This window comes from Segatella copri, assembly GCF_009494395.1.
Classification (GTDB): Bacteria; Bacteroidota; Bacteroidia; order Bacteroidales; family Bacteroidaceae; genus Prevotella.
The window spans coordinates 165,338-190,733 of sequence record NZ_VZCB01000052.1 but is presented as its reverse complement, the minus strand read 5'-3'; the positions used below and the strand labels follow the sequence as shown (position 1 = coordinate 190,733).

At 47.6% G+C, this 25,396-nt stretch carries 20 protein-coding genes and 3 pseudogenes; 13 read left to right on the top strand and 10 right to left on the bottom strand.

What is annotated here, in order from left to right:
- Positions 1-66: 66 nt before the first annotated feature.
- Positions 67-1,359 carry a DUF3078 domain-containing protein gene (locus F7D73_RS06755; protein ID WP_153123304.1) on the bottom strand — a complete coding sequence of 431 codons (1,293 nt, stop codon included), beginning with the start codon at positions 1,357-1,359 and terminating at the stop codon, positions 67-69.
- 140 nt (positions 1,360-1,499) lie between these two features.
- Here F7D73_RS06755 and F7D73_RS06750 point away from each other — a divergent pair, with 140 nt between their 5' ends.
- The 8 genes from F7D73_RS06750 to F7D73_RS06715 all read left to right on the top strand — a co-directional run bounded on the left by F7D73_RS06750 (position 1,500) and on the right by F7D73_RS06715 (position 8,186).
- Complete coding sequence (locus F7D73_RS06750; RefSeq protein ID WP_367383704.1) at positions 1,500-3,104, top strand: CTP synthase; 1,605 nt, start codon at positions 1,500-1,502, stop codon at positions 3,102-3,104.
- Between the two features lie 78 nt (positions 3,105-3,182).
- Positions 3,183-5,120: a membrane protein insertase YidC gene (gene yidC / locus F7D73_RS06745; RefSeq protein ID WP_153123302.1), complete on the top strand. Its 1,938-nt coding sequence runs from the start codon at positions 3,183-3,185 to the stop codon at positions 5,118-5,120.
- 172 nt (positions 5,121-5,292) lie between these two features.
- Positions 5,293-5,586: a nucleotidyltransferase family protein gene (locus F7D73_RS06740; RefSeq protein WP_022111673.1), complete on the top strand. Its 294-nt coding sequence runs from the start codon at positions 5,293-5,295 to the stop codon at positions 5,584-5,586.
- Positions 5,579-5,944 carry a HepT-like ribonuclease domain-containing protein gene (locus F7D73_RS06735; RefSeq protein WP_153123300.1) on the top strand — a complete coding sequence of 122 codons (366 nt, stop codon included), beginning with the start codon at positions 5,579-5,581 and terminating at the stop codon, positions 5,942-5,944. The genes F7D73_RS06740 and F7D73_RS06735 overlap by 8 nt, the downstream gene beginning before the upstream one ends.
- Before the next feature lie 169 nt (positions 5,945-6,113).
- Complete coding sequence (locus F7D73_RS06730) at positions 6,114-6,320, top strand: helix-turn-helix transcriptional regulator (protein WP_118311311.1); 207 nt, start codon at positions 6,114-6,116, stop codon at positions 6,318-6,320.
- 12 nt (positions 6,321-6,332) lie between these two features.
- Entirely contained in the window at positions 6,333-6,713 is a 381-nt protein-coding gene (locus tag F7D73_RS06725; protein WP_153123298.1) for a HipA N-terminal domain-containing protein, read from the top strand.
- Positions 6,714-6,728: 15 nt separating this feature from the next.
- On the top strand, positions 6,729-7,670 hold the full coding sequence (locus tag F7D73_RS06720; RefSeq protein WP_153123296.1) for a HipA domain-containing protein: 942 nt from the start codon (positions 6,729-6,731) through the stop codon (positions 7,668-7,670).
- A 96-nt stretch (positions 7,671-7,766) separates the two neighbouring features.
- Positions 7,767-8,186: a rhodanese-like domain-containing protein gene (locus F7D73_RS06715; protein WP_153123294.1), complete on the top strand. Its 420-nt coding sequence runs from the start codon at positions 7,767-7,769 to the stop codon at positions 8,184-8,186.
- A gap of 110 nt (positions 8,187-8,296) precedes the next feature.
- On the opposite strand, the gene F7D73_RS06710 is transcribed toward F7D73_RS06715, so the two are convergent.
- From F7D73_RS06710 to F7D73_RS06695, 4 genes and pseudogenes are all read right to left on the bottom strand, one after another.
- The gene (locus tag F7D73_RS06710) at positions 8,297-9,760 is read right to left on the bottom strand and encodes a DUF1846 domain-containing protein (protein WP_153123292.1); all 1,464 of its coding nucleotides are present in this window, start codon (positions 9,758-9,760) and stop codon (positions 8,297-8,299) included.
- 149 nt (positions 9,761-9,909) lie between these two features.
- A complete protein-coding gene (locus F7D73_RS06705) occupies positions 9,910-10,152 on the bottom strand; it encodes a hypothetical protein (RefSeq protein ID WP_153123290.1) in 243 nt (80 codons plus the stop codon).
- Positions 10,153-10,247: 95 nt separating this feature from the next.
- A pseudogene (locus tag F7D73_RS06700) lies at positions 10,248-10,436 on the bottom strand (helix-turn-helix domain-containing protein); the annotation flags it as partial.
- Positions 10,437-10,451: 15 nt separating this feature from the next.
- Positions 10,452-11,429, bottom strand: a complete 978-nt coding sequence (locus F7D73_RS06695) for a hypothetical protein (protein WP_153123286.1) — start codon at positions 11,427-11,429, stop codon at positions 10,452-10,454.
- 224 nt (positions 11,430-11,653) lie between these two features.
- On the opposite strand from F7D73_RS06695, the gene F7D73_RS06690 reads away from it, so the two are divergent.
- Positions 11,654-13,819, top strand: a complete 2,166-nt coding sequence (locus tag F7D73_RS06690; RefSeq protein WP_153123284.1) for a S9 family peptidase — start codon at positions 11,654-11,656, stop codon at positions 13,817-13,819.
- Positions 13,820-13,890: 71 nt separating this feature from the next.
- Here the strand turns inward: F7D73_RS06690 and F7D73_RS06685 are convergent, their stop codons facing one another.
- Positions 13,891-15,405 carry a peptide MFS transporter gene (locus F7D73_RS06685; RefSeq protein ID WP_153123281.1) on the bottom strand — a complete coding sequence of 505 codons (1,515 nt, stop codon included), beginning with the start codon at positions 15,403-15,405 and terminating at the stop codon, positions 13,891-13,893.
- A 299-nt stretch (positions 15,406-15,704) separates the two neighbouring features.
- Between F7D73_RS06685 and F7D73_RS06680 the strand changes: the two genes are divergently transcribed.
- Entirely contained in the window at positions 15,705-16,580 is an 876-nt protein-coding gene (locus tag F7D73_RS06680; RefSeq protein WP_153123279.1) for a sigma-70 family RNA polymerase sigma factor, read from the top strand.
- 208 nt (positions 16,581-16,788) lie between these two features.
- On the opposite strand, the gene F7D73_RS06675 is transcribed toward F7D73_RS06680, so the two are convergent.
- From F7D73_RS06675 to F7D73_RS06660, 4 genes are all read right to left on the bottom strand, one after another.
- The gene (locus F7D73_RS06675) at positions 16,789-17,463 is read right to left on the bottom strand and encodes a hypothetical protein (RefSeq protein ID WP_153123277.1); all 675 of its coding nucleotides are present in this window, start codon (positions 17,461-17,463) and stop codon (positions 16,789-16,791) included.
- Positions 17,464-17,556: 93 nt separating this feature from the next.
- Entirely contained in the window at positions 17,557-18,933 is a 1,377-nt protein-coding gene (locus tag F7D73_RS06670) for an MFS transporter (protein ID WP_153123275.1), read from the bottom strand.
- Positions 18,934-18,997: 64 nt separating this feature from the next.
- On the bottom strand, positions 18,998-19,765 hold the full coding sequence (locus tag F7D73_RS06665; RefSeq protein WP_153123273.1) for a porin family protein: 768 nt from the start codon (positions 19,763-19,765) through the stop codon (positions 18,998-19,000).
- 74 nt (positions 19,766-19,839) lie between these two features.
- Complete coding sequence (locus tag F7D73_RS06660) at positions 19,840-21,231, bottom strand: LysM peptidoglycan-binding domain-containing protein (protein WP_153123271.1); 1,392 nt, start codon at positions 21,229-21,231, stop codon at positions 19,840-19,842.
- Between the two features lie 283 nt (positions 21,232-21,514).
- Here F7D73_RS06660 and F7D73_RS06655 point away from each other — a divergent pair.
- The 3 genes and pseudogenes from F7D73_RS06655 to F7D73_RS06645 form a co-directional block, all read left to right on the top strand.
- A pseudogene (locus F7D73_RS06655) lies at positions 21,515-21,826 on the top strand (gliding motility-associated C-terminal domain-containing protein); the annotation flags it as partial.
- Positions 21,823-24,663, top strand: coding sequence for an excinuclease ABC subunit UvrA (uvrA, locus tag F7D73_RS06650; protein WP_153123269.1), 2,841 nt, complete (start codon positions 21,823-21,825; stop codon positions 24,661-24,663). The pseudogene F7D73_RS06655 and the gene uvrA, both read left to right, overlap by 4 nt.
- A 235-nt stretch (positions 24,664-24,898) precedes the next feature.
- Positions 24,899-25,333, top strand: a pseudogene (locus F7D73_RS06645) (N-acetylmuramoyl-L-alanine amidase).
- Positions 25,334-25,396: the final 63 nt, after the last annotated feature.

Sequence of the window (25,396 nt, the reverse complement as noted above, 5' to 3'; positions counted from 1 at the left end):
GCCTTCATTATATCTATTTATTCCAAGCTATACACATGAATTCTTCACTCTTCACTTATAAATTGCCTAGAACGAATAAGAGAAGCCAATAGACATGAATTCCTTGAACTGCCAGTAGCTCTGATCGTCCTTGCGCTTAGCACCATCATCAAATCTCGGATAGAGGAAGATGTTGGTGGAGATGTAACGATTGAACTGGAAGGTAATCGTATTCTCCCACTCTATTTCCGCACGCTTATAAGTGGTATATCCCCACAATCGGGTCTTCCACTTGATGTTCTGCGCTATCTGCCAGGACAGGTCAAACGTACATTCCGAACCGTAGTCCACCAAACTGTGCTTGCCTTCGTCCAGACCATATCTTGTAGCCAACGCCTCACGGCCCACATACTTCCAGTTGAGCGCCAACGGAGCCAGATGGGCACTACCCTTCAACCTGTGCTTGAACCAATCGACCGAATAATCCATACCGACAGAGAGGTTCAGATTGAATGGCGAGAAGAAATCGGAATAAATCGTCTTGTCATTGCTCTTCAATCCATGGGCAAACTGCGTCTGCGCCACCATCTGCAAGGTATAATACCATCGCTTGGTAGCCTGAAGACCCAACTTGCTGGTATATCGGATCAAGTCGTCGGAAGTCTTGAGCGAACGCAGGGAATCACCCTTGGACGTCTGATACCCCAAGCGCAACTCCAGCTTGTTGTCCCACTTCACCTTCTGCTTGTTGTTGTAATTAGCCTGCATGGTGATGCGTCCCAGCATCGAATAGTTGCTCTCACCACCCTTGTACCAGTTGCTCGAAACATAATTCTGCAGGAACTGGAGGTAATAATCACCGTTGATGGTCCAGAAGTTAGGACGGGTGATGACTAGATCCATCGGAGCCGACTCTATCTCTATCGCCTTCGGAGCCACCTGCTCAACGAGGTCAGGATGGTTTTTCTTCGGTTTGGAAGGCGCATCGAGCGGTGCCCCCACCTTTCTGAGTCGGGATTCCGTAGCCCTTACCAGATCGGGACGTCTGAGATATATATCCATCAGGGCAGCATCCAGCTCCGTCTCGAGCGAATCCCCCACTTCACCCTTTGGCGAGATGCGCAGCAGATGATTGGCAGGAGAATGATAGAAAGTGAGCGGAGTAAAGAGCAGGCCGAAACGGCTGTCATCGGCTTTCAACCTGACCGAATCCAGCCGACTGCCATATACTGAGAGAGAATCAGCATAGTCTTTCAACAGCCGATTATCCTTAGCTTCAAGAGTCTCCTTAGGTGCATTTTTCCTGTGCGAACGCTGCGCATCGGCAGGCGCCAGACAAGCCACCCAAGCTAAAACGAGTAATCCAAATTTTATTTTCATACCTTGATATAATATAATTTGGGCACAAAGGTAACAAAATAATTCTAAATTCAGAGCCATTCTTTACAAATATTTTGGCTAATTCATAATTTTATAGTAACTTTGCACCCAAAATTATTCTAATTTAAATTATAAATATCGTGGCTGAAACAAAGTACATCTTCGTTACTGGTGGTGTGGTTTCTTCTTTGGGTAAAGGAATCATATCTTCATCCATCGGTAAACTTCTTCAAGCAAGAGGTTACAACATTACTATCCAAAAGTTTGACCCATACATCAACATCGACCCGGGTACACTGAACCCGTACGAGCATGGTGAGTGCTACGTAACGGTAGATGGTATGGAGACCGACCTGGACCTCGGACACTACGAGCGATTCACCGGCATTCAGACTACAAAAGCGAATTCTCTCACCACAGGTCGTATCTATAAGGCAGTCATTGACAAGGAACGTCGTGGCGACTATCTCGGCAAGACCATCCAGGTGGTGCCTCACATCACCGACGAGATCAAGCGCAACGTGAAGCTGCTCGGAAAGAAGTATCACTATGACTTCGTGATTACCGAGATTGGCGGAACCATCGGCGACATCGAGAGTGCCCCATACATGGAAGCTATCCGACAGCTGAAATGGGAACTGGGCAAGAACGCCGTCAATGTTCACCTCACCTACGTACCTTACCTCAAGGCTGCAGGCGAGTTGAAGACAAAGCCTACCCAGCACTCCGTGAAGGAACTGCAGAGCGTAGGTATTCAGCCAGATGTTCTGATTCTCCGCACCGAGAAACATCTCGAAGAGGGAATCCTGAAGAAGGTGGCTAGCTTCTGTAACGTAGATTTGGACTGCGTGATCCAGAGCGAGGACCTTCCTAGCATCTACGAGGTGCCTGTCAACATGCAGAACCAGGGCCTCGACACCGCCATCCTCCGCAAGATGGGCGAGCCTATCGGCGAGAAGCCAGCGCTGGGTCCTTGGAAGTCGTTCCTCGACCGCAGAAACAAGGCTACCGAGACGGTGAACATCGGTCTCGTTGGAAAGTACGACCTGCAGGATGCCTACAAGAGCATCCGCGAGAGCCTCTCACATGCAGGCACCTACAACGACCACAAGGTGAAGATTACATTCATCAACTCTGAATATCTCACGGAAGAGAACGTGGCTGAGCAGCTGAAGGGGCAGGACGGTATCGTCATCTGTCCAGGATTCGGCCAGCGCGGCATCGAGGGCAAGATTATCGCTGCCCACTACACCCGCACCCACGACATCCCTACCTTCGGCATCTGCCTGGGTATGCAGATGATCGTCATCGAGTTCGCCCGCAACGTATTGGGCTACAAGGATGCCAACTCCCGCGAGATGGATGAGAAGACTCCACATAATGTCATCGACATCATGGAGGAGCAGAAGAACATATCAAACATGGGTGGAACCATGCGACTCGGCGCCTACGAGTGCGTACTGAGACAAGGCAGTCGCGTGTTCAACATCTATAAGAAGGAGCATATCCAGGAGCGCCATCGCCACCGCTATGAGTTCAACAACGATTTCCTGAAGGAATACGAGAAGCATGGCATGATGTGCGTGGGCCGCAATCCGGAGAGCGACCTGGTAGAAGTAGTGGAAATCCCAAGCTTGAAATGGTACATCGGAACACAGTATCACCCAGAGTACCAGAGCACGGTATTGAAGCCACACCCATTGTTTGTTGACTTTGTAAAGACAGCCATCGCTAACAAGAAATAGCGGCAGGCTGGCTTCAGGCAGCAGAATGGCACGGCCTTTGCTGTCGCTTCAGAGAAAATAAAACAATAAAAAATAATAATGAATAAGAACAACATTATCGGTTTCCTCCTGATTGCCGTAGTGCTGATAGGCTTTAGCTGGTACAACCAGCCATCAGCCGAAGAACAGAGAGCGGCATTCGTTCAGGACTCCATCGCCAAGGCTAAACATGCCGAGATGGAAAAGGCCAGCAAGGCTGCCGCTGTTAAGCGCCAGGCTGATGCGAAGGCTCAGATTGAGGCAGACTCTACCGCCCTATTCTATTCGGCTTTGAAGGGTCAGGCTCAGAAAGTAGTTTTGAAGAATGAGAAGGTTGAGTTGACGCTCAATACCAAGGGTGGTACTGTCGAGAAGGCAGTCATCAAGGGTTACGTGGGTCACAACCTCAAGGTGAAAGACGGTTCTGCCGACCAGAAGGACGTTACCCTCTTCGACGGCAACGACCAGAGCCTCAAGTTCATGCTCGAGGCTAAGGAGGCCAACATCATCACCAGCGACCTCTACTTCACTCCATCCAACGTGACTGACAAGTCTGTCACCATGACTGCAGAGGCTGCCCCAGGCAAGACCCTCAGCATGACCTATACCCTCGGCGATGACTACATGCTCCACATGAGTCTGCAGACAGAAGGTATGGCAGGACTGTTCTCACCTAGCTGCAACAAGATGAGCATCGACTGGAGCGACAAGGCGCGCCAGCAGGAGCGTGGCTTCATGTTCGAGAACCGCTACACTACCCTCACCTATCATGAGGCAGAGGGCGGCACCGACCACCTGAACGAGGGCAGCGAGAAAATCGACGAGAAGATTGAAGAGACTATCGATTGGGTATCTTTCAAGAACCAGTTCTTCTCAGCTATCATGGTAGCTAAGGACAACTTCGACAAGGATGCCTTCATGACCTCTATCCCTCAGGAGAAGGGTTCTGGCTATCTGAAGCAGTTCCAGGCTAAAATGAAGACAGCTTTCGACCCAACCGGCAAGAAGGCGTCTGAGTTTGAGTTCTACTTTGGTCCTAACGACTTCCAGATTCTGAAGAATACAGAGAAGGAGAGCACCTTCGGCAAGGACCTTGAGTTCCAGAAGCTCGTTTATCTGGGATGGCCTATCATCCGCTGGATCAACCGTTTCTTCACACTCTATGTGTTCGACTGGTTGAGCAATGTATTCCCAATGGGTATCGTATTGATTCTCATCACATTGCTCCTCAAGCTCATCACCTACCCTATGGTGAAGAAGAGCTACATGAGTTCTGCCAAGATGCGTGTGCTGAAGCCAAAGCTCGAGGCAGCTACCGCTCAGTTCAACAAGCCAGAGGATCAGATGCAGAAGCAGCAGGCGATGATGGCAGAGTATGCCAAGTATGGTGTAAGCCCATTATCTGGTTGTATCCCTATGCTGATTCAGATGCCGGTTTGGGTTGCGATGTTCAACTTCGTGCCTAACGCCATCCAGCTTCGTGGTGAGAAGTTCTTGTGGATGAGCGACTTGAGCACCTTCGACCCAATCATTGAGTGGAACACCAACATCTGGTTGATTGGCGACCACTTGAGTTTGACCTGTATTCTCTTCTGCGTAGCCAACCTGTTGTACTCATGGATGACGATGCGCCAGCAGCGTGATCAGATGGTAGGTCAGCAGGCAGAGCAGATGAAGATGATGCAGTGGATGATGTTTCTCATGCCATTGATGTTCTTCTTCATGTTCAACGACTACTCAGCAGGTTTGAACTTCTACTACTTCATCTCCTTGTTCTTCAGTGCCGCAATCATGTGGACCTTGCGCAAGACCACCAACGACGAGAAGCTCCTCGCCATCCTGGAGAAGCGCTATCAGGAGAACAAGAACAACCCTAAGAAGGCAAGCGGCCTCATGGCAAGAATGCAGGCCCTTCAGGAGTTGCAGCGCCAGCAGCAGGAAGAGATGATGCGTAAGCAGGCAGAACTGAACGAGAAAAAGAATAATCTCGGAAAATAATAATCTCGGGAAATAATGGTTTCCAGATAAATGAAAGCGTAATGAATTACCCCAAAAGGTATTCGTTACGCTTTTTTTTGATGATTTTCCAGACTTATCATAAAATAACAGCAAATTCATTTGGCAGTTTCATGATAATTGAGTATTTTTGTAGCAACTAACATGATAAGTTATGGTAAAGTTACAAGAATGTTTGGAAAAACTAGCCAACTTCAAACTACAGTTTGGAGATAGCTTTGGTATCACTAAACTCGGAATTTTCGGTTCGGTAGCACGAGGCGAAAATACAGAAGACAGTGATATAGATATTGTTGTGGAAGTAGAAAAACCAACTCTCTCGCTCATGCACAACTTACATGAGGCTTTAAGTAAATTATTTAATAACAAAGTTGATTTAGTCCGCTTCCGCAAATCGCTCCGCCCTTTATTGCAGTCAAACATCAATCAGGAGGCCGTTTATGTATAAGCGCAGTACCATCCATGACAAGCTCGAAGAAATCAAAGAATCCATCGAGTTAATACAAGAATGGAGTAAAGATGTTAAATCAGCTGATGATTTCATGCTTTCCCCAACAAAGTATATGGCCTTCAATGCTTGTGTTATGAGATTACAAGTCATTGGTGAACATGTGGGTAAACTTTTAAAGGCAGAAGAAAAGCCTTTAGATGCTTATCCTAACATTCCCTGGCAAGCGATATATGGTATGAGAAATATGATTTCTCACGAATATGCCAATGTCGACGAAGTGATCGTATATGATACAATCAAAAACGAATTGCCAGAATTGAAAAATATCATCGAAGATTTACTCAGTCAGTATTAATTGGTACATAACATTACCCCCGAAAAGGTATAATTTGTTAAATGATATTATAAATTATACCTTTTCGGGGGTATTTTCATTTTTTATTCGTATATTTGTCCCCGAAAGGGTATAATATAGTATTATTAGCTGTAGGATTTTACCCGAAAGGGTATAAAATAAATAAAACATGAGCAATACATTATCATCATACGTCAAGGAAATGCGCAAGCAATTCGGATTGACCCAAGTAGATCTGGCGGCGAAATCGGGCGTAGGCCTAAGATTCGTAAGAGAACTGGAACAGGGAAAGGAAACGCTGCGACTCGACAAAGTTAATCAGGTTCTCCTCCTCTTCGGCCAGGAAATCGGTCCCGTTCCTATCAGAAAAGAATAAAAACTGAACTTTATGAAACAAGGAAAGATTTATCTCTACAACCAATACGTAGGCCTGCTGACGGAAGACGAAACAGGCTTCACCTTTGCCTACGATGCTGATTATCTGGCATCGGATGGTGCAGAAGCCGTGAGCCTCACACTCCCGTTATCAAACGAGCCCTACCACGATACCGTACTGTTTCCCTTCTTCGATGGGTTAATCCCCGAAGGATGGCTGCTGAATATCGCAGAAAGCAGTTGGAAAATCAACCAGCGGGATAGAATGTCGCTCCTCCTTGCCTGCTGCAAGGATTGCATCGGAGCCGTCAGCGTCATCCCGGTTGAAGAATCTCATGCAGAAAGAACCAACAATTCACCTGCAGAAGGAACAAATGCTTCCCCAAAAAACTAGAAAGGAGAAAGAAATATGGAAAAATGTCTATATTGCTATAAACCGCTCAAGCCAGGTCAGATAGATTACCACCCTGCTTGCGCCAAGAAACTCTTCGGTACCAAGGAAGCCCCTGTCCTACCCTATGTTAGAAAGGAAATCGGCGACCTGGCTAAACAGGTAGTGCGTGCCCAAACCACCCTCACCGGTGTGCAGGCAAAGCTCTCGCTCGATGTCAACCCTGGCGGAAAGAATGAACCATCCCGCTTCACCATCGTAGGCCTTTGGGGAAAATACATCCTCAAACCCCAAACCGACCGCTATCGCTGTCTTCCGGAAATAGAAGACCTCACGATGCACCTCGCCGAAGCAGCCAAAATCGCCGTGGTTCCCCATGGTCTGATTCGCTTTGCCGATGGCGAACTCTGTTATATCACCCGGCGAATAGACCGACTGGATGATGGCACCAAAGTACCCATGGAAGATATGTGCCAGCTATCCGAGCGCCTTACCGAATACAAATACAAAGGTTCCTACGAGCAGGTAGCCAAACTCATCAAAAAGTATTCCTCCTTCTCGCAGCTCGACCTCGTGAACTATTGGGAGGTAGTCATCTTCTCGTGGATTACCGGCAACGCCGACATGCATCTCAAGAACTTCTCGCTCTACAACAACAGGAAACTGGGCTATGGATTAACCCCAGCCTACGACCTGCTCTGCACGAAGATAGTGATGCCAGAAGATACCGAGGAACTCGCCCTAACGCTGAATGGAAGAAAAAGAAAGATTCTGAAATCAGATTTCATCAAGGTAATGACAGCATCAGGACTCAGCGAAAAGGTAATCAGCAACATCGCCAAGAAGTTCCGTCGCTCTATCGTGAAATGGCTCGACCTGATAGACGCCTCCTTCCTGCCAGACGGCATGAAGAAGGAATACAAGAAACTGATTCTCAGCCGAGTCATGGCATTAAGATAATTTCTTTCAGCAATTATTTCTGCAATTATTTCCGCCAAGCAGAACAAACATGAATAAAAAAAGCAAAAAACAAGAACAATATAAACAAAACAGAAAATGAAGAAAATACTCTTATCTCTTTTAGCAGCCATCGGCTTGTCAACCACGGGCTGCTCAGCACAGGCTGCTCAATCATCAAAATCAGCCCCATCCGACGGCATCATCGTATTGGCTCCACAGGCCTTTATCGACCAGGCAAAGGCAGATACAACCAGCATCCTTCTAGATGTCCGCACCCAAAAGGAATATGCAGAAGGACATCTGGCAGGTGCCCAACAACTGGATTACCTCAATCCCGAGGCATTCAATGCCGGCATCAGTAAGCTTGATAAATCCCGCACCTACTACATCTATTGCAGAAGCGGAAAGCGAAGCCATGGTGCCTGCCTGAAAATGCAGAAGCAAGGCTTCAAGGTATATGATATGGAAGGTGGAATCCTAAACTGGACCAAGCTCGGAATGCCGGTTGAAAGATAAAAAATTACCCCCGAAAAGGTATAATTAATCAAACAACACGATTAACTATACCCCTTCGGGGGTATTTTATATAATCCGAATCTATTTCTTCAACAGAATCCAATCCGAATTTACTTCTTCAATACCGGCTCGCAGGTGATATTCACTCCGAGCTTCTTGAAGATCTTCTGGTCTACATCACTCAGCATCACGGTGCAATGTGCCTGACAGCCACGAAGCTTAGGCAACTGCTCCAATGCCTTTCTGCAGTTCTCGTCATTCTCCGAGAGAACAGAGAGGGCTACGAGAACCTCATCCGTATGAAGACGAGGATTGTGACCACCCAGATAATTCACCTTGGTATGCTGGATTGGCTCAATCATCGACTGAGGAATCAACTTCAATTCATGGTCGATGCCCGCCAAGTGCTTGGTAACATTCAATATCAATGCCGCACTGCAACCCAACAGCTCGCTGCTATGACCGCAGATGATGGTACCATCCTCCAACTCTATCGCAGCAGAAGTATGCCCCGTCTCCTTCTTGTGATTCTTAGCCGCTACCGTCACCTTGCGGTAATCCGTAGTAATCTTAGCCTGATTGAAGAGCATCTGGATCTTGTTGATTTCCCCATCATTGCAAGCGCCAGCCGCCATCTTGTTGGTTGCAGCATAGTAACGACGGATAATCTCGTTCTTGGATGCCTCGCAGCAAACCTCATCATCAGAGATGCAGAAGCCCACCATGTTGACACCCATATCCGTTGGCGACTTGTAAGGATTGCTGCCATAGATGCCCTCGAACAAAGCATTGAGCACAGGATAGATCTCCACGTCACGGTTGTAGTTGATGGCTATCTTGTTGTATGCCTCCAGATGGAATGGGTCGATCATGTTCACATCGTTGAGGTCGGCAGTAGCAGCCTCGTATGCGATGTTCACCGGATGCTTCAATGGGAGATTCCATACAGGGAAGGTCTCAAACTTGGCATAGCCTGCACGCACCCCGCGCTTGTTCTCATTATAAAGCTGGCTCAGGCAGACAGCCATCTTGCCGCTACCAGGACCAGGAGCAGTAACGATGACGAGCGGACGCTCAGTCTCCACATAGTCATTCTTACCGAATCCCTCGTCAGAAGCGATGAGATTCACGTTGTGAGGATAGCCCTCGATGAGATAATGGCAGTAAGCCTTGATGCCCTCACGCTCCAGACGCTGCTTGAAAGCGATGGCAGCAGGCTGACCGTTATAATGGGTAATGACAACAGAACCCACCATGAAACCACGGTTCTGGAACTCGCCACGAAGACGCAGCACGTCCTCATCGTAAGTAATACCCAGGTCGGCACGCTTCTTGTTCTTCTCGATGTCGGCGGCACTGATTACGATAACAATCTCAATGCTATCGCTGATTTTCTGAAACATGCGCAGTTTGCTATCAGGCTGGAAACCCGGCAAAACACGACTGGCGTGGTGGTCATCGAAAAGCTTACCTCCCAATTCCAGGTAGAGCTTTCCGTTAAACTTAGAGATTCTCTCCTTGATATGCTCGGATTGAATCTTCAGATACTTCTCGTTGTCAAATCCTATCTTCATAATTGTTATTATATCTTGCAATTTGAAATCAAAAATCGCCTGCAAAATTACAAAAAAACTATTGAATAATCAAATAAAGGACGCAAAAGTTGTCATTATCATGCCATAAAAATAGCAATCCCCTTATTTCTGGCAACTCATCAGTACCATTATAAATAGGAATAGAGCAATATCTCCCCACCAATCAGAAAGATGAACATCAGGAAAAGGAAAAGATACAACTGTTCCTTCCTGATGAAATCGAACAGGCGGAACTGCTTGTTATGATTTTCCAGGTATACACTATAATCTATCCACATCAGAGAGAATGAGCCAAGGGCTATCACCAGGATGAGAAATACGCCCACGATGTCAGCGAGTGTCATGGTCTGTAAAACTGAGTAATTCTCCATATAAATTCATTTTTAATTATCACTTACGGTTGCAAATATAATAATTAAAAACCAAAAAAGGAGTTTCATTCCTCAAGAAAATAGTTTCATTCCTATCAAATAGGTGTTTCATTCGTAGGAATGAAACTATTTTCACTAGCTTTTTTTGCCATAAAACGGCGCCATTGTATCGGAGTCATACCTGTCTTAGCCTTGAAGACTTTATAGAGATGGGCATGGGATGAGAAGCCGCATTCTATGGAAACCGTTTCGTTGGAGTATCTGGTTTCTTCCCTCAACATGCTCTGGGCTTTCTGGAATCAGATATCGCTAAGCCATACTCGGAAACTGCTCTGGAGATAATCTTCAAAATAAGCAGACAGGTCTTTACGGTTGACGCGAATCATGGATGCCAGCATCGGCATGTTCATAGCGCTGTCACGGAAACCTCCATTCTTGCACCATTCTGCCAGCAATTTCTCAATCTTGGCGATGTGCTCCGGCGTCAGACATTCGTCAACTTCCTCTTCGTCCTCAGCAGGCTCCTCCTCTTCAGTCTCCTCTTCTGTCTCCTCCTCTATCTGCTGTTCAAGCATGTTGTCCAGCGGCATGATATTGAAACCATAACCCACGAAACTGACGATGAAGACAACCAACGAAAGCAGTACCAGCGGGGCGATGACCAGCAGGATGGTGCGGGAGATGATGCCCGCCATCAAAGCCAGACCGCAGATACCCATGAAGACATAGCTCACGCAGGCAAAGCTGTCAAACGGCAACATGTCTTCCGCAGTATTGTCCAGGAGAATCTTACGATGGTGCTGCATCTCACGAAAGGTAACGATGATGCAGTAAATGAGAGTGAGGGTAAAGATAGCCAGCATCAGATACAGCCAGAAACCGACATGCATGCTGCCCTTGGGTACAACCCCTATGAACCCCATCAGGAAGCAGATAATGATAAGCGCATAACTGAGCGAACAGAGCAGTCCTATCCGCTTGCGCCCGCTGCTATAACAGATGAGATTGAAAGTGGAATAGGACATGAGATATTCGATAGGTGCATAGAAGAGAATGTTCACCACGGCACCGATTGCATCGCTCTTGGCACGGATATCAAATGCCATCTGCAAGACGAAATGGAAGGTCAATGCAAGCATAGCTCCACACATCAGCCATCGCGATACCTCATAGCGATGGTTGGGCCAACGTATCTGAAAGCGGGTCAATATCAGAAATAATGCCAGCATACCGGAAACGACAAAGCAGGCAAACTGAGTTAGAAATAATATATTCATAATAAGTTTAATGTCTTGATTACACACTGCAAAATTACAAAAAAAATGGGATACGAGAAAAAATCCATAAGTTTTTTTTATGATTTATTTTATATTGTCCTCGATTTGCAGTAACTTTGAATAAGTTACGCTGCACTCGACTATAAAAATAAATCACGATTTATTTTGTATTGTCCTCGTTTTGCAGTACCTTTGCAGAAAATATTCAATAAAATCACAAAAATATGATTAAAGCAATGATTTTGGCTGCTGCAGCCCTCACCATGGGTGCGACAACAGTCGATGCACAGACTATGATTGAGAAAAACAACATCAAGGTGGAGAACCACCTGATGACCCCAGAGGCACTTTGGGCTATGGGACGTATTGGTGCCGCAGAAGCTTCGCCTAATGGCAAGCAGGTGGTTTACCAGGTGGGTTACTACAGTGTTAAGGAAAACAAGGGCCATCAGATGCTCTTCATCATGGATGCCAATGGCAAGAACCAGAAGGCTTTGACCACTGATGCCAAGAGCGAAAGCGATGCTGCATGGATCCAGGGCGGTCAGAAGATTGCCTTCATCCGTGGCGGTCAGCTCTGGAGCATGAACCCAGACGGAACAGGCCGCAAGCAGCTCACCAACGACAAGTTGGGCATCCAGGGCTTCCGCTTCTCTCCTGACGGCAAGAAGGTAATCCTCATCAAGGAACTCCCTTATCACGGAACCATCAAGGAGAATCCTTCTGACCTTCCATTGGCTACCGGTCGTCTCGTTACCGACATGAACTATCGCCACTGGGACCACTACGTAGAGAGCCTTCTCCATCCTTTCGTGGCTGATGTGGCTGAGGACGGTACCGTCAACGCTGGCGAAGACATCCTGAAGGATGAACCATTCGAGTGCCCTATGGCTCCATTCGGAGGCATCGAGCAGCTGGCATGGAGTCCTGATTCCAAGACCATCGCCTATACCTGCCGCAAGAAAGAGGGCGTTCAGTATGCCATCTCTACCGATTCTGATATTTACCTATATAATATAGGTACGCGCGAGACCAAGAACCTCTGCAAGGAGGCGGGTTATGTAGAGCCTAAGATTGATGCTACCAAGAGCATGAAGAACCAGGCTGTCAACGCTCCTGAGAATCTGAAGAACAACCCTGGTTACGACGTGAACCCTCAGTTCTCTGCTGACGGTAAGTACATCGCTTGGCAGAGCATGGCTCGCGATGGATACGAGAGCGACCGTAACCGCCTCTGCGTATACGAACTCGCTACCGGCAAGAAGAACTATGTATCAGACAAGTTCGACTCTAACGTAGAGGGCTTCGTATGGAACAAGGACAACAAGAGCCTCAGCTTCATCGGCGTATGGCACGGAACCCTGAACCTCTATCAGGCTAACTTCAAGGGCGAAGTGAAGCAGATCACCAACGAGTGGGCTGACTACGGAAGCATCTCGCTCGCCAACAACGGCAACAAGCTTCTCGCTACCAAGGCTAGCATGAGCCACCCTACAGATATCTACATCGTTACCCCTGGCAAGAATGCTAAAAGCACCAAGGTAGAGCAGATTACCCGTGAGAACGACCACATCCTCAGCCAGTTGAATATGGGTAAGTGTGAGCAGCGCTGGGTGAAGACTACCGACGGCAAGCAGATGCTGGTATGGATCATGTTGCCAGCCAACTTCGATGCTAACAAGAAGTACCCTACCCTTCTCTTCTGCGAGGGCGGTCCTCAGAGTCCTGTCAGCCAGTTCTGGAGCTACCGCTGGAACATCCAGATCATGGCAGCCAACGGATATATTGTCGTATTGCCTAACCGCCGTGGTCTTCCTGGTTTCGGAAGCGCATGGAACGAGGAGATTTCTGGCGACTGGACTGGTCAGTGCATGAACGACTATCTTTCTGCCATCGACGATGCTGCCAAGAATCTGCCTTACGTAGACAAGGATCGTCTGGGCTGTGTAGGTGCCAGCTTCGGTGGTTTCTCAGTATATTATCTCGCCGGTCACCACGACAAGCGTTTCAAGGCGTTCCTCGCCCACGATGGTGCTTTCAACCTGGAGAGCATGTACACCGATACCGAGGAAGCTTGGTTCTCTAACTGGGAGTATGACGATGCTTACTGGAACAAGGACCAGACTGCCAACGCCAAGAAAACTTACGAGAACAGTCCTCACAAGTTCGTTGACAAGTGGGATACTCCAATCCTCTGCATCCACGGCGAGAAGGATTACCGCATCAATGCCAACCAGGGCATGGGCGCCTTCAACGCAGCCCGCATGCGTGGAATCCCAGCCGAGCTCCTCATCTATCCTGATGAGAACCACTGGGTATTGAAGCCACAGAACGGCGTGCTCTGGCAGCGCACCTTCTTCGGATGGTTGGACAAATGGTTGAAGAAATAAATAATAGAAGATAATAAAAAAGGCTTGCTTCGGAAATGAAGCAAGCCTTTTTTGTATATAATAATTTTGAATTAGCTTACGCGATTCAACTTCTTGATGATAGAGAAGATGAAGAGAGCAGCGAGCAGACAGATAACCATCAAGGTTCCCCATACTACTGGCAATGGCATATCCCACATGTGACCTGGAATAGAAACCAACTTGTTACCGAGGGCTGTTGCAACGAACCAGCCACCCATGATCATACCCTTGTACTTTGGAGGCGCTACCTTAGATACGAATGAAATACCGATAGGTGAAAGCAACAACTCTGCGAAAGTCAGGATCAAATAGGTACCGACGAGCAGGTTTGGAGTAACGTCTGCTACGTGGTTAGGGTGATCAGTTGCAGGCAAACCGAGACTTGATACAGTCATCAGGAGATAAGCCCCGGCAGCAACGAGCATACCCAGACCAATCTTCACTGGTGCCTTAGGCTCCTTGCCGATGCGACCCAACCAGCCGAAGAGAGCGATGCTCACTGGAGTCAGAGCTACTACGAAGCAAGGGTTGAACTGCTGGAAGATAGGAGCATCGATAGCTACGGTAGAATCACCGGAATTCATGTAAGTATAACCCAGGATGGCAGCAGGAATCACGATGAGAGCGAGATTGATCAACTTGCTCTTGCCAGAAGTACCCTTAGGAGCAGTCAACAGACCGCAGATACCGAATACTATGAAGATGCACCAAACGAGGTTGATTACATTGAACATCATACCGGTAGCACCTGTAGCCTCACGAGCAGTAAACTCATCAGCAAACCAAGTCAAGGTCAAACCGTTCTGATGGAAAGCCATCCAGAAGAAGATAACCACAGCGAAAACCAAACCGAGGCAAACGATGCGCTCCTTGGTCTCAGCAGGACTCATCTCTTCTACCTCCTCAGTCTTGCCGTCTTCCTTCTTCTTGTCAGCTACCAATACCTGCTGGTAGGTCTTCTTACCCAAGAAATAGATGAGGATAGAAACAATCACAGAAACACAAGCTACTGCGAAAGCGAAGTGATAAGAATCAGCCTTTGAATAGCCCAGGTCGTTCTGTGCCCATGCCATGATTGTGGTGGCAGCAGTAGGAGCAAACAAGGCGCCGATGTTAATCGCCATATAGAAAAGCGAGAAACCTGAGTCGCGATGCTGCGCATACTTAGGATCGTTGTAAAGGTCGCCCACCATCACCTGGAGGTTACCCTTGAAGAAACCCGTACCCAAGCTCACGAGCAGCAGGGCAGCACCCATGGCAGCAATAGCTACAGAACCTCCACCCAATGGGATAGCCAGGAACAGATAGCCCAGGAACATGATGAGGATACCGATGATTACCATCTTGTTGTAACCCCACTTGTCGGCAGCCATACCACCAAACAGAGGCAAGAAATACACTGCAGTGAGGAACCAGGTATAAATCTCTGATGCCGTACCGGCATCAAAACCGAAATTCTCACCCAAGAACAGAGCGAATACTGCGAGCATGGTGTAGTAACCGAAACGCTCACCCGTATTTGCCAAAGCTAAGGTCCACAGACCTTTTGGTTGATTCTCAAACATAATTTTTGTTTTATTGTTATTTTATTATTTAGTTATTCTTTTCTCGCAAATTCTGTGCAAAGATACATAATTTATTCCATATTTCAAACTTATTGCAGGAAAAACCGTTCAGCAAATTGCATTTTCATACTGATTATCACCTAAATTTCTAAAAAACAGACAAATCGGAGAAAAATTTTCCAATAATATTACAGTGTAATTGCGTTTTTTTTTGTACCTTTGCACCCCGAAACCGTAAAGGTGGATTCCGACATTATTAATAATGAGATTAAAATAAATAGAAAGGTAAAAGGATTTATATGAGACAACTTAAGATTAGCAAGAGTATAACCAACCGTTCCAGTGAAGCACTTGATAAGTACTTGGTGGAGATTGGTCGTGAACCTATGGTCTCTATCGATGAGGAGATCGAACTCGCACAGAAGATTCGCAAAGGCGGTCGTGAGGGTGAACGTGCCAAGGAAAAATTGGTTAAGGCAAACCTTCGATTCGTTGTTTCTGTTGCTAAACAATACCAGCACCAGGGTCTGGGTCTTACCGACTTGATCGATGAGGGAAACATCGGTTTGGTGAAGGCGGCAGAGAAGTTTGATGAGACTCGTGGTTTTAAGTTCATCTCATACGCTGTATGGTGGATTCGCCAGAGCATTCTCCAGGCTATCGCTGAGCAGAGCCGTATCGTTCGCTTGCCTTTGAACCAGGTGGGTGCATTGAGCAAGATCAGCGCTGAAATCAGCAAGTTCGAACAGGAGAACCAGCGCAAGCCTTCTGTTGCTGAGTTGGCACAGATTACCAAAATGGAGGAAAGCAAGATTGACCAGACCATCAAGGCTGACAACCACCACATGAGTATTGATGCCCCATTCGGTAGCGATGATGATGACAATGCGATGGTTGACGTGATGGCATCTGGCGATGACAGCCGTACCGACAAGGGTGTTGACTTCGAGTCTATGGCTAGCGAGCTGCAGCGTGTTCTCAAGACCGTATTGAAGGAGCGTGAGCGCAAGATTCTCTGCTACTGCTATGGCATCGGTTGCCACGAGAAGGGCTTGGAGGAAATCGGCAGCGAGTTCAACCTCACCCGTGAGCGTGTTCGCCAGATTCGCGAAAAGAGCATCATCAAGCTCCGTGACAGCGGAAAGATCAAGATCCTGATGAAATACCTGGGATAATTAGTAGTGATTAGTGATTAATTAGTAGTGATTAGTGATTAGTGATTAATTCATTCGGATAGAAGACGAGAGAAAATTAGATAAAAACTAAGTTGCTCATAGCAACGAAGGAAAAAGGGCAATCAGTTGGTTCATCCCAATCTGATTGCCCTTTCTCTTTTTACTATTAATTAATAACTAATAACTAATCACTAAAAATTAATCACTATTAATTAGCTATAAAGTTTCCATTCTTATCAATCAATCCGCTGATTCCGTCTCTTACCGCCTCGAAATAAGGATATTCATCACGTAAGCAAATCTCATCATAGAGGAAGTCGGCAACGATGGTATCATTGCCGTCCGGCATCACCAGTCCCATCTTGCCGTTTTTCTCTGCAATCACCGGCATGATGCTCAGGTCATCATTATAGATGTAACAGGTTCGGAGGAAATCATACACCGGCTGAAGCATCACGTTGCCCTGATGGTCCTTCATGCCAAACTTGCCGTTCTCCTCGAACACCTCATGATAACGGATGTACTTCTCCTTCAGGCGATGGTAATAGAACACCATCTTGCGCTTGTCGTTCACGAAATCCAGCATATACTGGAAAGTATCGCAATAGTTAGCCACCGAACGAACCAGAATCATCTTCAAGTCAAGACCGTCCAATGCCTTTCGGTTCAGATCGATATACTTGGCAATCGCCTTCTCCTTCTCAGGGACAGAGAGGCTCGCCAGTTTTTCCTCAAACTTGAGCATAGCTTGTTTGGTTCCCGACATACCCTTGATATATCGGTGAATCTGTCTGCTCATTTCCGAACAGATAAACTTGTCTATCTCCTGCTGCTCTATCGGGTCAGCATATTCTTTAATCAATGATTCAGGTGTAGCATTCATGGCTGTTTCCTTTCTTTTATAGAATTATACTTTCAAAGAGTTCGAAGAACAAAGAGCAAATGAATTCTTCACTCTTCGTTCTTCACTCTTCACTTATTTCACGTTAGGCTTCTGCAAACCGTATCCCTTTCTCTTATCTTCAAAAAGAAGGAGGAAAGCGATGAGGATGGCTATCACGCCGAAGCAGGCAAAGATGGTCATCGTCTGGGTATAGTCGATGGTGCCGTCGGCTGCGGTATTTGCCTGGTTTACCTTACCAATCCATACTGGAATGAGAGCCAGTCCAATATTCTGGATATAGAAGATGAGGGCGTATGCAGTTCCCAAGAGTTTCATAGGGATAATCTTTGGCACAGAAGGCCACATTGCTGATGGTACCAATCCAAAAGCTACGCCAAGGATGAGCATCATCACGACGGCAAGCACCCATGAGTTGAGTGGAAGGGCAAATACTACGTGTACCAGAGTCAGGAGACAACTGCCGATAATCATCAGCGTGGCACCCTTGCCATACTTGTCATATACGCTACCGAAGATTGGTGTAAGGAAGATGGTACCGAATGGCAACATCGCAGGAATCAGACCTGCCAAATTGGCATCGACACCATACTTGAAAATCATCAACTTGGTGGCAAACTTCAGGAATGGGAATACACCGGCATAGAACATCAGGCAAAGGAATGCCACATACCAGAAACCAGTTGTCTTGAACAGACCACCCAAGTCTGAAAACTTGAAACCTTCCTCCGGCTCAGTAGCCGCTGCAGCTGCTGAAGCATCCTCCTTCTTGTCCATCACGCAATAAACCAGATAAACCAGTACACCAGCACAAAGCAAAGCAGCACCCAGACCAATAGAAGCAGACACTCCACCCATCGACTTGGCAAAAGGAAGAGAATAGCCCAAGGCAGCGGCAGTTCCCAAACGAGCTGTAGCCACCTGCACTCCCATTGCCAGAGCCAACTCATGACCCGTAAACCATTTCACAATGACCTTGCTCACTGTGATACCGCATATCTCGCAGCCCACGCCATAGATGGCAAAGCCAAGTGCAGCTATCACTACCTGTGTACTGTAAGTACCGAAGAATGGTACTACTACCGAACCGCCAAACTCATGACCTACAGCATACCATTTCACCAAGGCTCCACCAAACATCAAAACAGTAGAGAGGATACCAGTGAAACGGATGCCAAACTTGTCGAGGATAAGACCACCGAAGAAGAGGAGCAGGAGGAATACATTAAAGTATCCGTAGGCTCCTGAGAAGAAGCCGTACTCATCCGAGCTCCATCCGAGTCCAAGACCATTCTCAGCCCCCTTGGCTGCTGTCAAGAGCGGCTCCAGTGGAGACATTACATCTGTAAAAAAGTAACCGAACATCATCGTGACGCTCACGATGAAGAGGGCAGTCCAGCGAGCTGACTTTGAGCCGCTCAATTTCATCTGCATTTTTTCTGTTGTACTCATTTTTTTCAAAACATCAATGATAAACCCGTTATCATTTTATTGATTACATATTATTGATTATTGATTATTTCCTCTTCACGTTCTTCGTTCTTGTGATATCGAAGAGATAAGAGAGCTTCAGGACTATCTGTCCGAAGTTGCTCTTTCCGAAGTAATCTCGCTTCGACGAACCGTAGATATTTCCCAATCCGTAGTAGTAGCGGGCTTCGGCAAGGAAGTGCCCCACTCTCGGAATGCTGTATTCTGCACCCAGACCCACGGCGATACCGTAATCCAGCTTGTTCTCTACTGCCATCGTATCCTGTGCCATCACCGGGCTCACTCGGTTGTTGTCCGTCTGAGGCAACTTCTTCACATCAAAATTGGTCTTGGTCGATTCACTGAGATAATAACCGAACTGTGGACCGGCATTCACGAAGATGTTCAGTCCTCTCGTCTCCCTACCCCATGCAAGATGAGCGAACACCGGCACCTGGATATAGTCGATAGTACGGCTATACGCCATCGGCTCCTGGGTCTCCGTGATAATCACCGGATTGTTTTCCTTATCCAGGATATCCTCTTTCCATCCCACCTTGGCATAGTTTACCTCGGCATAGATGGAGCAGATAGTGTTGAAATATTTCTCGCAGGTATACTTCATCGAGAAACCCGCCGTCATTCCGCCGTGCTGCGTCTGCTGTACTTCTGGTGTAAAACCTACTGAGCTCATAATGAAGCCCCCATTCAATCCGACTGCAAAGTCATTGCGATGCTCTCCAATCTGTGCCGAAGCAGTCAGTCCGCCCCCAAAAACCAGAGAAAGCAGTATATATCTTTTTATCAAATACATATCATAAAGTTCATTTTTCAATATTCAAAGATCAAACTTCAAAGCTCAAAGTTCAAAGCTCAAAGTTCAAAGTCCTAATACTTCACCGCCTCAATCTGATGATTGAAGGTATAGTGGATCAGCATGAAACTCTTGTTCTTATAACCTCCCTTGAGTCCCGACTTCTCGAAATCCAGCGGTGTCTGTACAGGCTGGTAAGTAGAATGCTTGCTGTCGCCCGTAAAGTTGCGCCCCTCCTTCTTCACGCCCTGGATAAAGAACATGGCATGGTCATAACCCGTAATGGCGAAACGTGGCAGGGCTACCTGCATCGGCTGATGGAACCAACGCTGATAACTCGTCTCCAACGACTGGGTACGCACATTGCTGGCATTATAATAAAAGGTGGAAGGGATATAGGTGTCATACTTGTAGAACCTTTCCAGATTGTACTTGGCATACATCAGCCATTCCGTATAACCGAAGAGCGAGATGGATGCACCCGGATACTTGGCATCAAACTCATCCAACTTGTTGAGCACGGCGGTCAACTGAGGTGAACGGCCTGTATTTAGAATCACCACATTCTGCTTGCTAGGCACGAAAGCCTTGGCAAACTGCTCGATGCTCGAATTCACGTTGGTGATACTGAAGTTGATATTGCGCTTTTCCAGTTCCTTGCGGAGTCCGAAGGTAAAGGCACCCTTGCGGGAAGTGGAATCATTGCAGTCGACAAAGATAGGATGCACATTGGTGAACCGCTTCAGGAATGCCTTCACGGTAGCATTATTCAGACTCTCCTGACTCTGATAAACCTGGAAAATCTCCTTGCTGCGCTCCACGTCATCCCCACTGATGGAGAAAGGAATGACGAGCTTGATGCCGTTGTTCTTGCAGAATTCGGAAAGTGGAGCCACCTGCTTGGTATAAAGCGGACCGAAGATAAGGTCGCACTGGCTGGCACCCTCCTGCAGCAGGGTGGTACGGATATCCGCATCGATAGGCACATTCCAGGCATGAACATCGGTAGAAACACCGTGCTTCTTCAGATAGTCACATGCCATCAGGATGCCACGGTAATACTCCACCATGCGCTTGCCGTCGCCATCCACATCATGCAGCGGCAGCATCACGCCAATCTTCACGGCGTTGCTGACGGTAGCTGCAGGCTTGGCAGCAGCAGGAGCAACCGTTTTCTGGCTGGCAGCAGGAGTAGCGGCAGTTGTCTTCTGGTTTGGATTCTTCTGTCCCTTGGCATAAGGGATAAACAGGGTAGCTCCTTTCTGGAGCATGTATCCCTCCTGCTTCATCTCCGGATTGGCATCCATGAGTTCCGGAAGCGACAATCCATAGCTGCTGGCGATACCGAAGATGGTATCTTTCTTCTTCACCGTATAGATGTCGCGCCACTTGGTGGTCTGAGCGAAAATACTGACGCTGAGCATCAGCCCAACGACAACAAGGAAATATCTCTTGATTCTTCTCATAACTTCATTAATTTTAAATTCCTATCTTTCGGATTTCTGCAGATTTTGAGTCATTTTTCTGCCGATAATCTTCAGATTTCAATGTTTTCATTTGCAAAAATACAAAAAATCTTGCATTCTGCCCAAAATCTCTCAGCTTTTTATTATCTTTGCACAAATAATTCTTCAAATGAGACGAAAAATAAGTATACTTTGCATCTTGTTGCCACTTTTAACGTGCCAATTGCACGCTCAGGAAGTCAACGATGGCGAAGAGGGCAACCCGGAAGAGACACCACAGGTCAGCTCTCTTCTCATGCCGAATGCCTTCTCACCAAACGGAGACGGCATCAACGACATCTACAAACCCAAGAGCGGATACCAGAACATCACTGAGTTCCATGCCTACATATTTAATAGGTGGGGGCAGAAACTCTTTGAATGGACCGATCCGGCTACTGGATGGGACGGCACCTACAAGGGTAGTCCCGTCAAGGATGGCGTCTACTTCTGCCTCGTCAAGGCAAAAGGTGCAGATGGAAAGATATATAACTTCAAAAAAGATGTCAACCTGCTGAGGGGATACATCGAGAATCAAACTAATTCAGGACAATGATTTCAGAAGAAAAGATTAATGTTTGGGGAGCCAGGGTTCACAACCTCAAGAACATCGACGTGGAAATACCCCGCGACTCCCTCACCGTCATAACCGGACTTTCTGGTTCGGGCAAGTCATCACTGGCCTTCGACACCATCTTTGCCGAAGGTCAGCGGCGCTATATCGAGACGTTCTCTGCCTATGCCCGCAACTTCCTGGGCAACATGGAACGTCCGGATGTGGATAAGATTACAGGTCTCAGTCCGGTCATCAGCATCGAACAGAAGACCACCAACAAGAATCCCCGATCCACAGTGGGCACCACCACCGAGATCTACGATTACCTGCGCCTGCTCTATGCCCGTGCCGGTACTGCCTACAGCTACCGCAGCGGCGAGGAGATGGTGAAATATACCGAGGAACAGGTCATCGAGATGATTCTCAATGAGTATGCCGGCAAGGCTATCTACCTCCTCGCTCCCCTCGTCAGACAGCGCAAGGGTCATTACCGTGAACTCTTCGACAGCATGCGGCGCAAGGGTTATCTCTATGCCCGGGTGGATGGAGAGATTCTGGAGATTGTGCCGGGCATGAAGATAGACCGATACAAGAACCACAACATCGAGGTGGTGATAGACAAGCTCGTGGTGCGCGAAGCTGACGAAGAACGCATCCGCAAGAGTGTTTCCATCGCCATGAAACAAGGCGACGGCATGGTGGCTGTCATCGAGAAAGGCAGCCACGAGATGAAGAATTTCTCCAAGCGACTGATGGACCCTGTTACCGGCATCGCCTACCAGGACCCTGCGCCTAACATGTTCTCATTCAACTCGCCCGAAGGTGCCTGCCCTCACTGCAAGGGTTTGGGAAAGGTGAACCAGATTGACCTCAAGAAGGTCATCCCGAACGAAGACATGAGCATCTATGAGGGTGGTATCGTGCCGCTCGGAAAATACAAGAATCAGATGATTTTCTGGCAGATTGAGTCGCTCCTGTCAAAATACGACCTCAATCTCAAGACTCCTATCTGCAGAATTCCGAATATTGCCATGGAGGAAATTCTCTATGGATCCTTGGAAAACGTAAAGATAGATAAGGAGAAGGTGCATACTTCCACCGACTATTTCTGTGCCTACGATGGCGTCATCGACTATCTCAGGAAAGTGATGGAGAATGACGAAAGTAATGACGGCAAGAAATGGGCTGACCAGTTTATCTCTGTCGTTGAATGCCCGGAATGTCACGGTCTCCGACTCAAGCCGGAATCCCTGGCTTTCAGAATCTGGGATAAGAATATCTCCGAAGTGGCAAACCTGGACATCGATGAACTGCGCAACTGGCTGGAAGAGGTGGAACAGCATCTGCCTCCGATGAAAGCCAAGGTGGCTCACGAGATTATCAAGGAGTTGCGATCCCGTGTCACCTTCCTCCTCGATGTGGGACTGAACTATCTCTCACTCAACCGTCAGTCGGCTTCGCTCTCAGGCGGTGAAAGTCAGCGCATCCGCCTTGCCACACAGATTGGCAGCCAGCTGGTCAATGTGCTCTATATCCTCGATGAGCCGAGCATCGGTCTGCACCAGCGCGACAACGAGCGCCTCCTCAACAGTCTCAAGGAACTGCGCGACCTGGGCAATACGATCATCGTCGTAGAACATGACGAGGATATGATGCGTGCTGCCGACTGGATTGTAGACATCGGTCCGAAGGCGGGTCGCAAGGGTGGCGAAGTAGTCTTTCAGGGAACTCCTGCCGAAATGCTCAAGACCGATACCATCACCGCCCAGTATCTCAATGGCAAGATGGCTATCGAGGTTCCTGCCGTGCGTCGTGAAGGCAATGGCAAGCACATCACCATCCGGGGCGCCAGGGGCAACAATCTGAAGGGAGTAGACGTTGACTTCCCTCTCGGCAAACTCATTGTGGTTACGGGAGTGAGCGGTTCGGGCAAGTCCACCCTCGTCAACGAGACTCTCCAGCCTATCCTCTCCCAGCATTTCTATCGCAGTCTGAAGAAGCCGATGCCGTATGACAGTATCGAGGGTATCGACAATATAGATAAGGTGGTGAATGTAGACCAGAGTCCTATCGGCAGAACGCCTCGCAGCAATCCAGCCACCTACACCGGTGTCTTCAGCGATATCCGCAGTCTTTTCGTTGGCTTGCCGGAAGCGAAGATCCGTGGTTACAAGCCGGGCAGATTCTCCTTCAACGTGAAGGGTGGAAGATGTGAGGAATGTAAGGGAAATGGTTACAAGACCATCGAGATGAATTTCCTCCCGGATGTCTACGTACCTTGCGAGGTTTGTCATGGCAAGCGATACAACCGTGAGACCCTGGAGGTGAGATATAAGGGCAAGAGCATCGCCGACGTACTGGATATGACCATCAACCAGGCGGTGGAATTCTTCGAGAACGTGCCGCAGATTCTCAACAAGATCAAGGCGTTGCAGAATGTAGGTCTCGGCTATATCAAACTGGGACAGAGCAGTACCACCCTCTCCGGTGGTGAGAGTCAGCGAGTAAAACTTGCCACCGAACTCTCCAAGCGAGACACGGGCAAGACGCTCTACATCCTGGACGAGCCAACCACCGGTCTCCACTTCGAGGACATCCGCATCCTGATGAATGTATTGCAGAAGCTGATAGACCGTGGCAACACTGTCATCATCATCGAGCACAATCTGGATGTCATCAAGCTAGCCGACTGGCTCATCGACATGGGTCCAGAAGGTGGTAGAGGTGGCGGCGAGCTTCTCTTTGCCGGCACACCTGAAGACATGGTGAAGGCGAAGAAGGGCTATACCTACAAGTTCCTCGCCCCATTGCTGAAGAAATCAGGGAAACCTGAATAATACTGATATGATCTCGGAAGTAAGATAAATAAGAATCCCCCAACCTACTGTTTCCTGCGGGTTGGGGGTTTTTGTTTCGTTACAGAGTATAAATCCGTCGGAACGCCTCAATTCATTGTATATATCATCAAGACTGAAGAAAGAATTCTCTAATTCTCAAATTCTTGATAAAAAGATAAGTCAAGAACTGAACTTTCGCATATCAGAAAGTTCAGTCATTAATCACTAAAAAACAATGAAAAATCCAAGAAGAATCGACTTGATTGTGGTCCACTGCAGTGCCACACGAGTCAACAAGAATTTCACAGTAGAGCAGTTGGAAGCCTGCCACAAGGCAAGAGGCTTCAAGAGCATCGGCTACCACTATTACATTACGAAGGATGGCGTGGTCTATCCCTGCCGTCCAGAGAACGAGATAGGCGCTCATGCCCGTCACTACAATGCCCACAGCATCGGCATCTGTTATGAGGGAGGTCTTGACTAGAACGGGAACCCTGCCGACACCCGCACTCCCGAACAGAAGGAGATGATGGAAGACCTTCTCAACGGTCTAGCTACCGACTATCCTGATGCCGAGATACTGGGCCATTGTGACCTCCCAGGTGTCCGCAAAGCCTGTCCATCGTTTAATGTAGCGACATGGCTGGCAGAGATCAACTTCGGTCTATAGCTAAAGAGTTTTGTCACGCTGATTTCGCAGATGACGCAGATTTAAGAATGAGTAAGAGTGTAA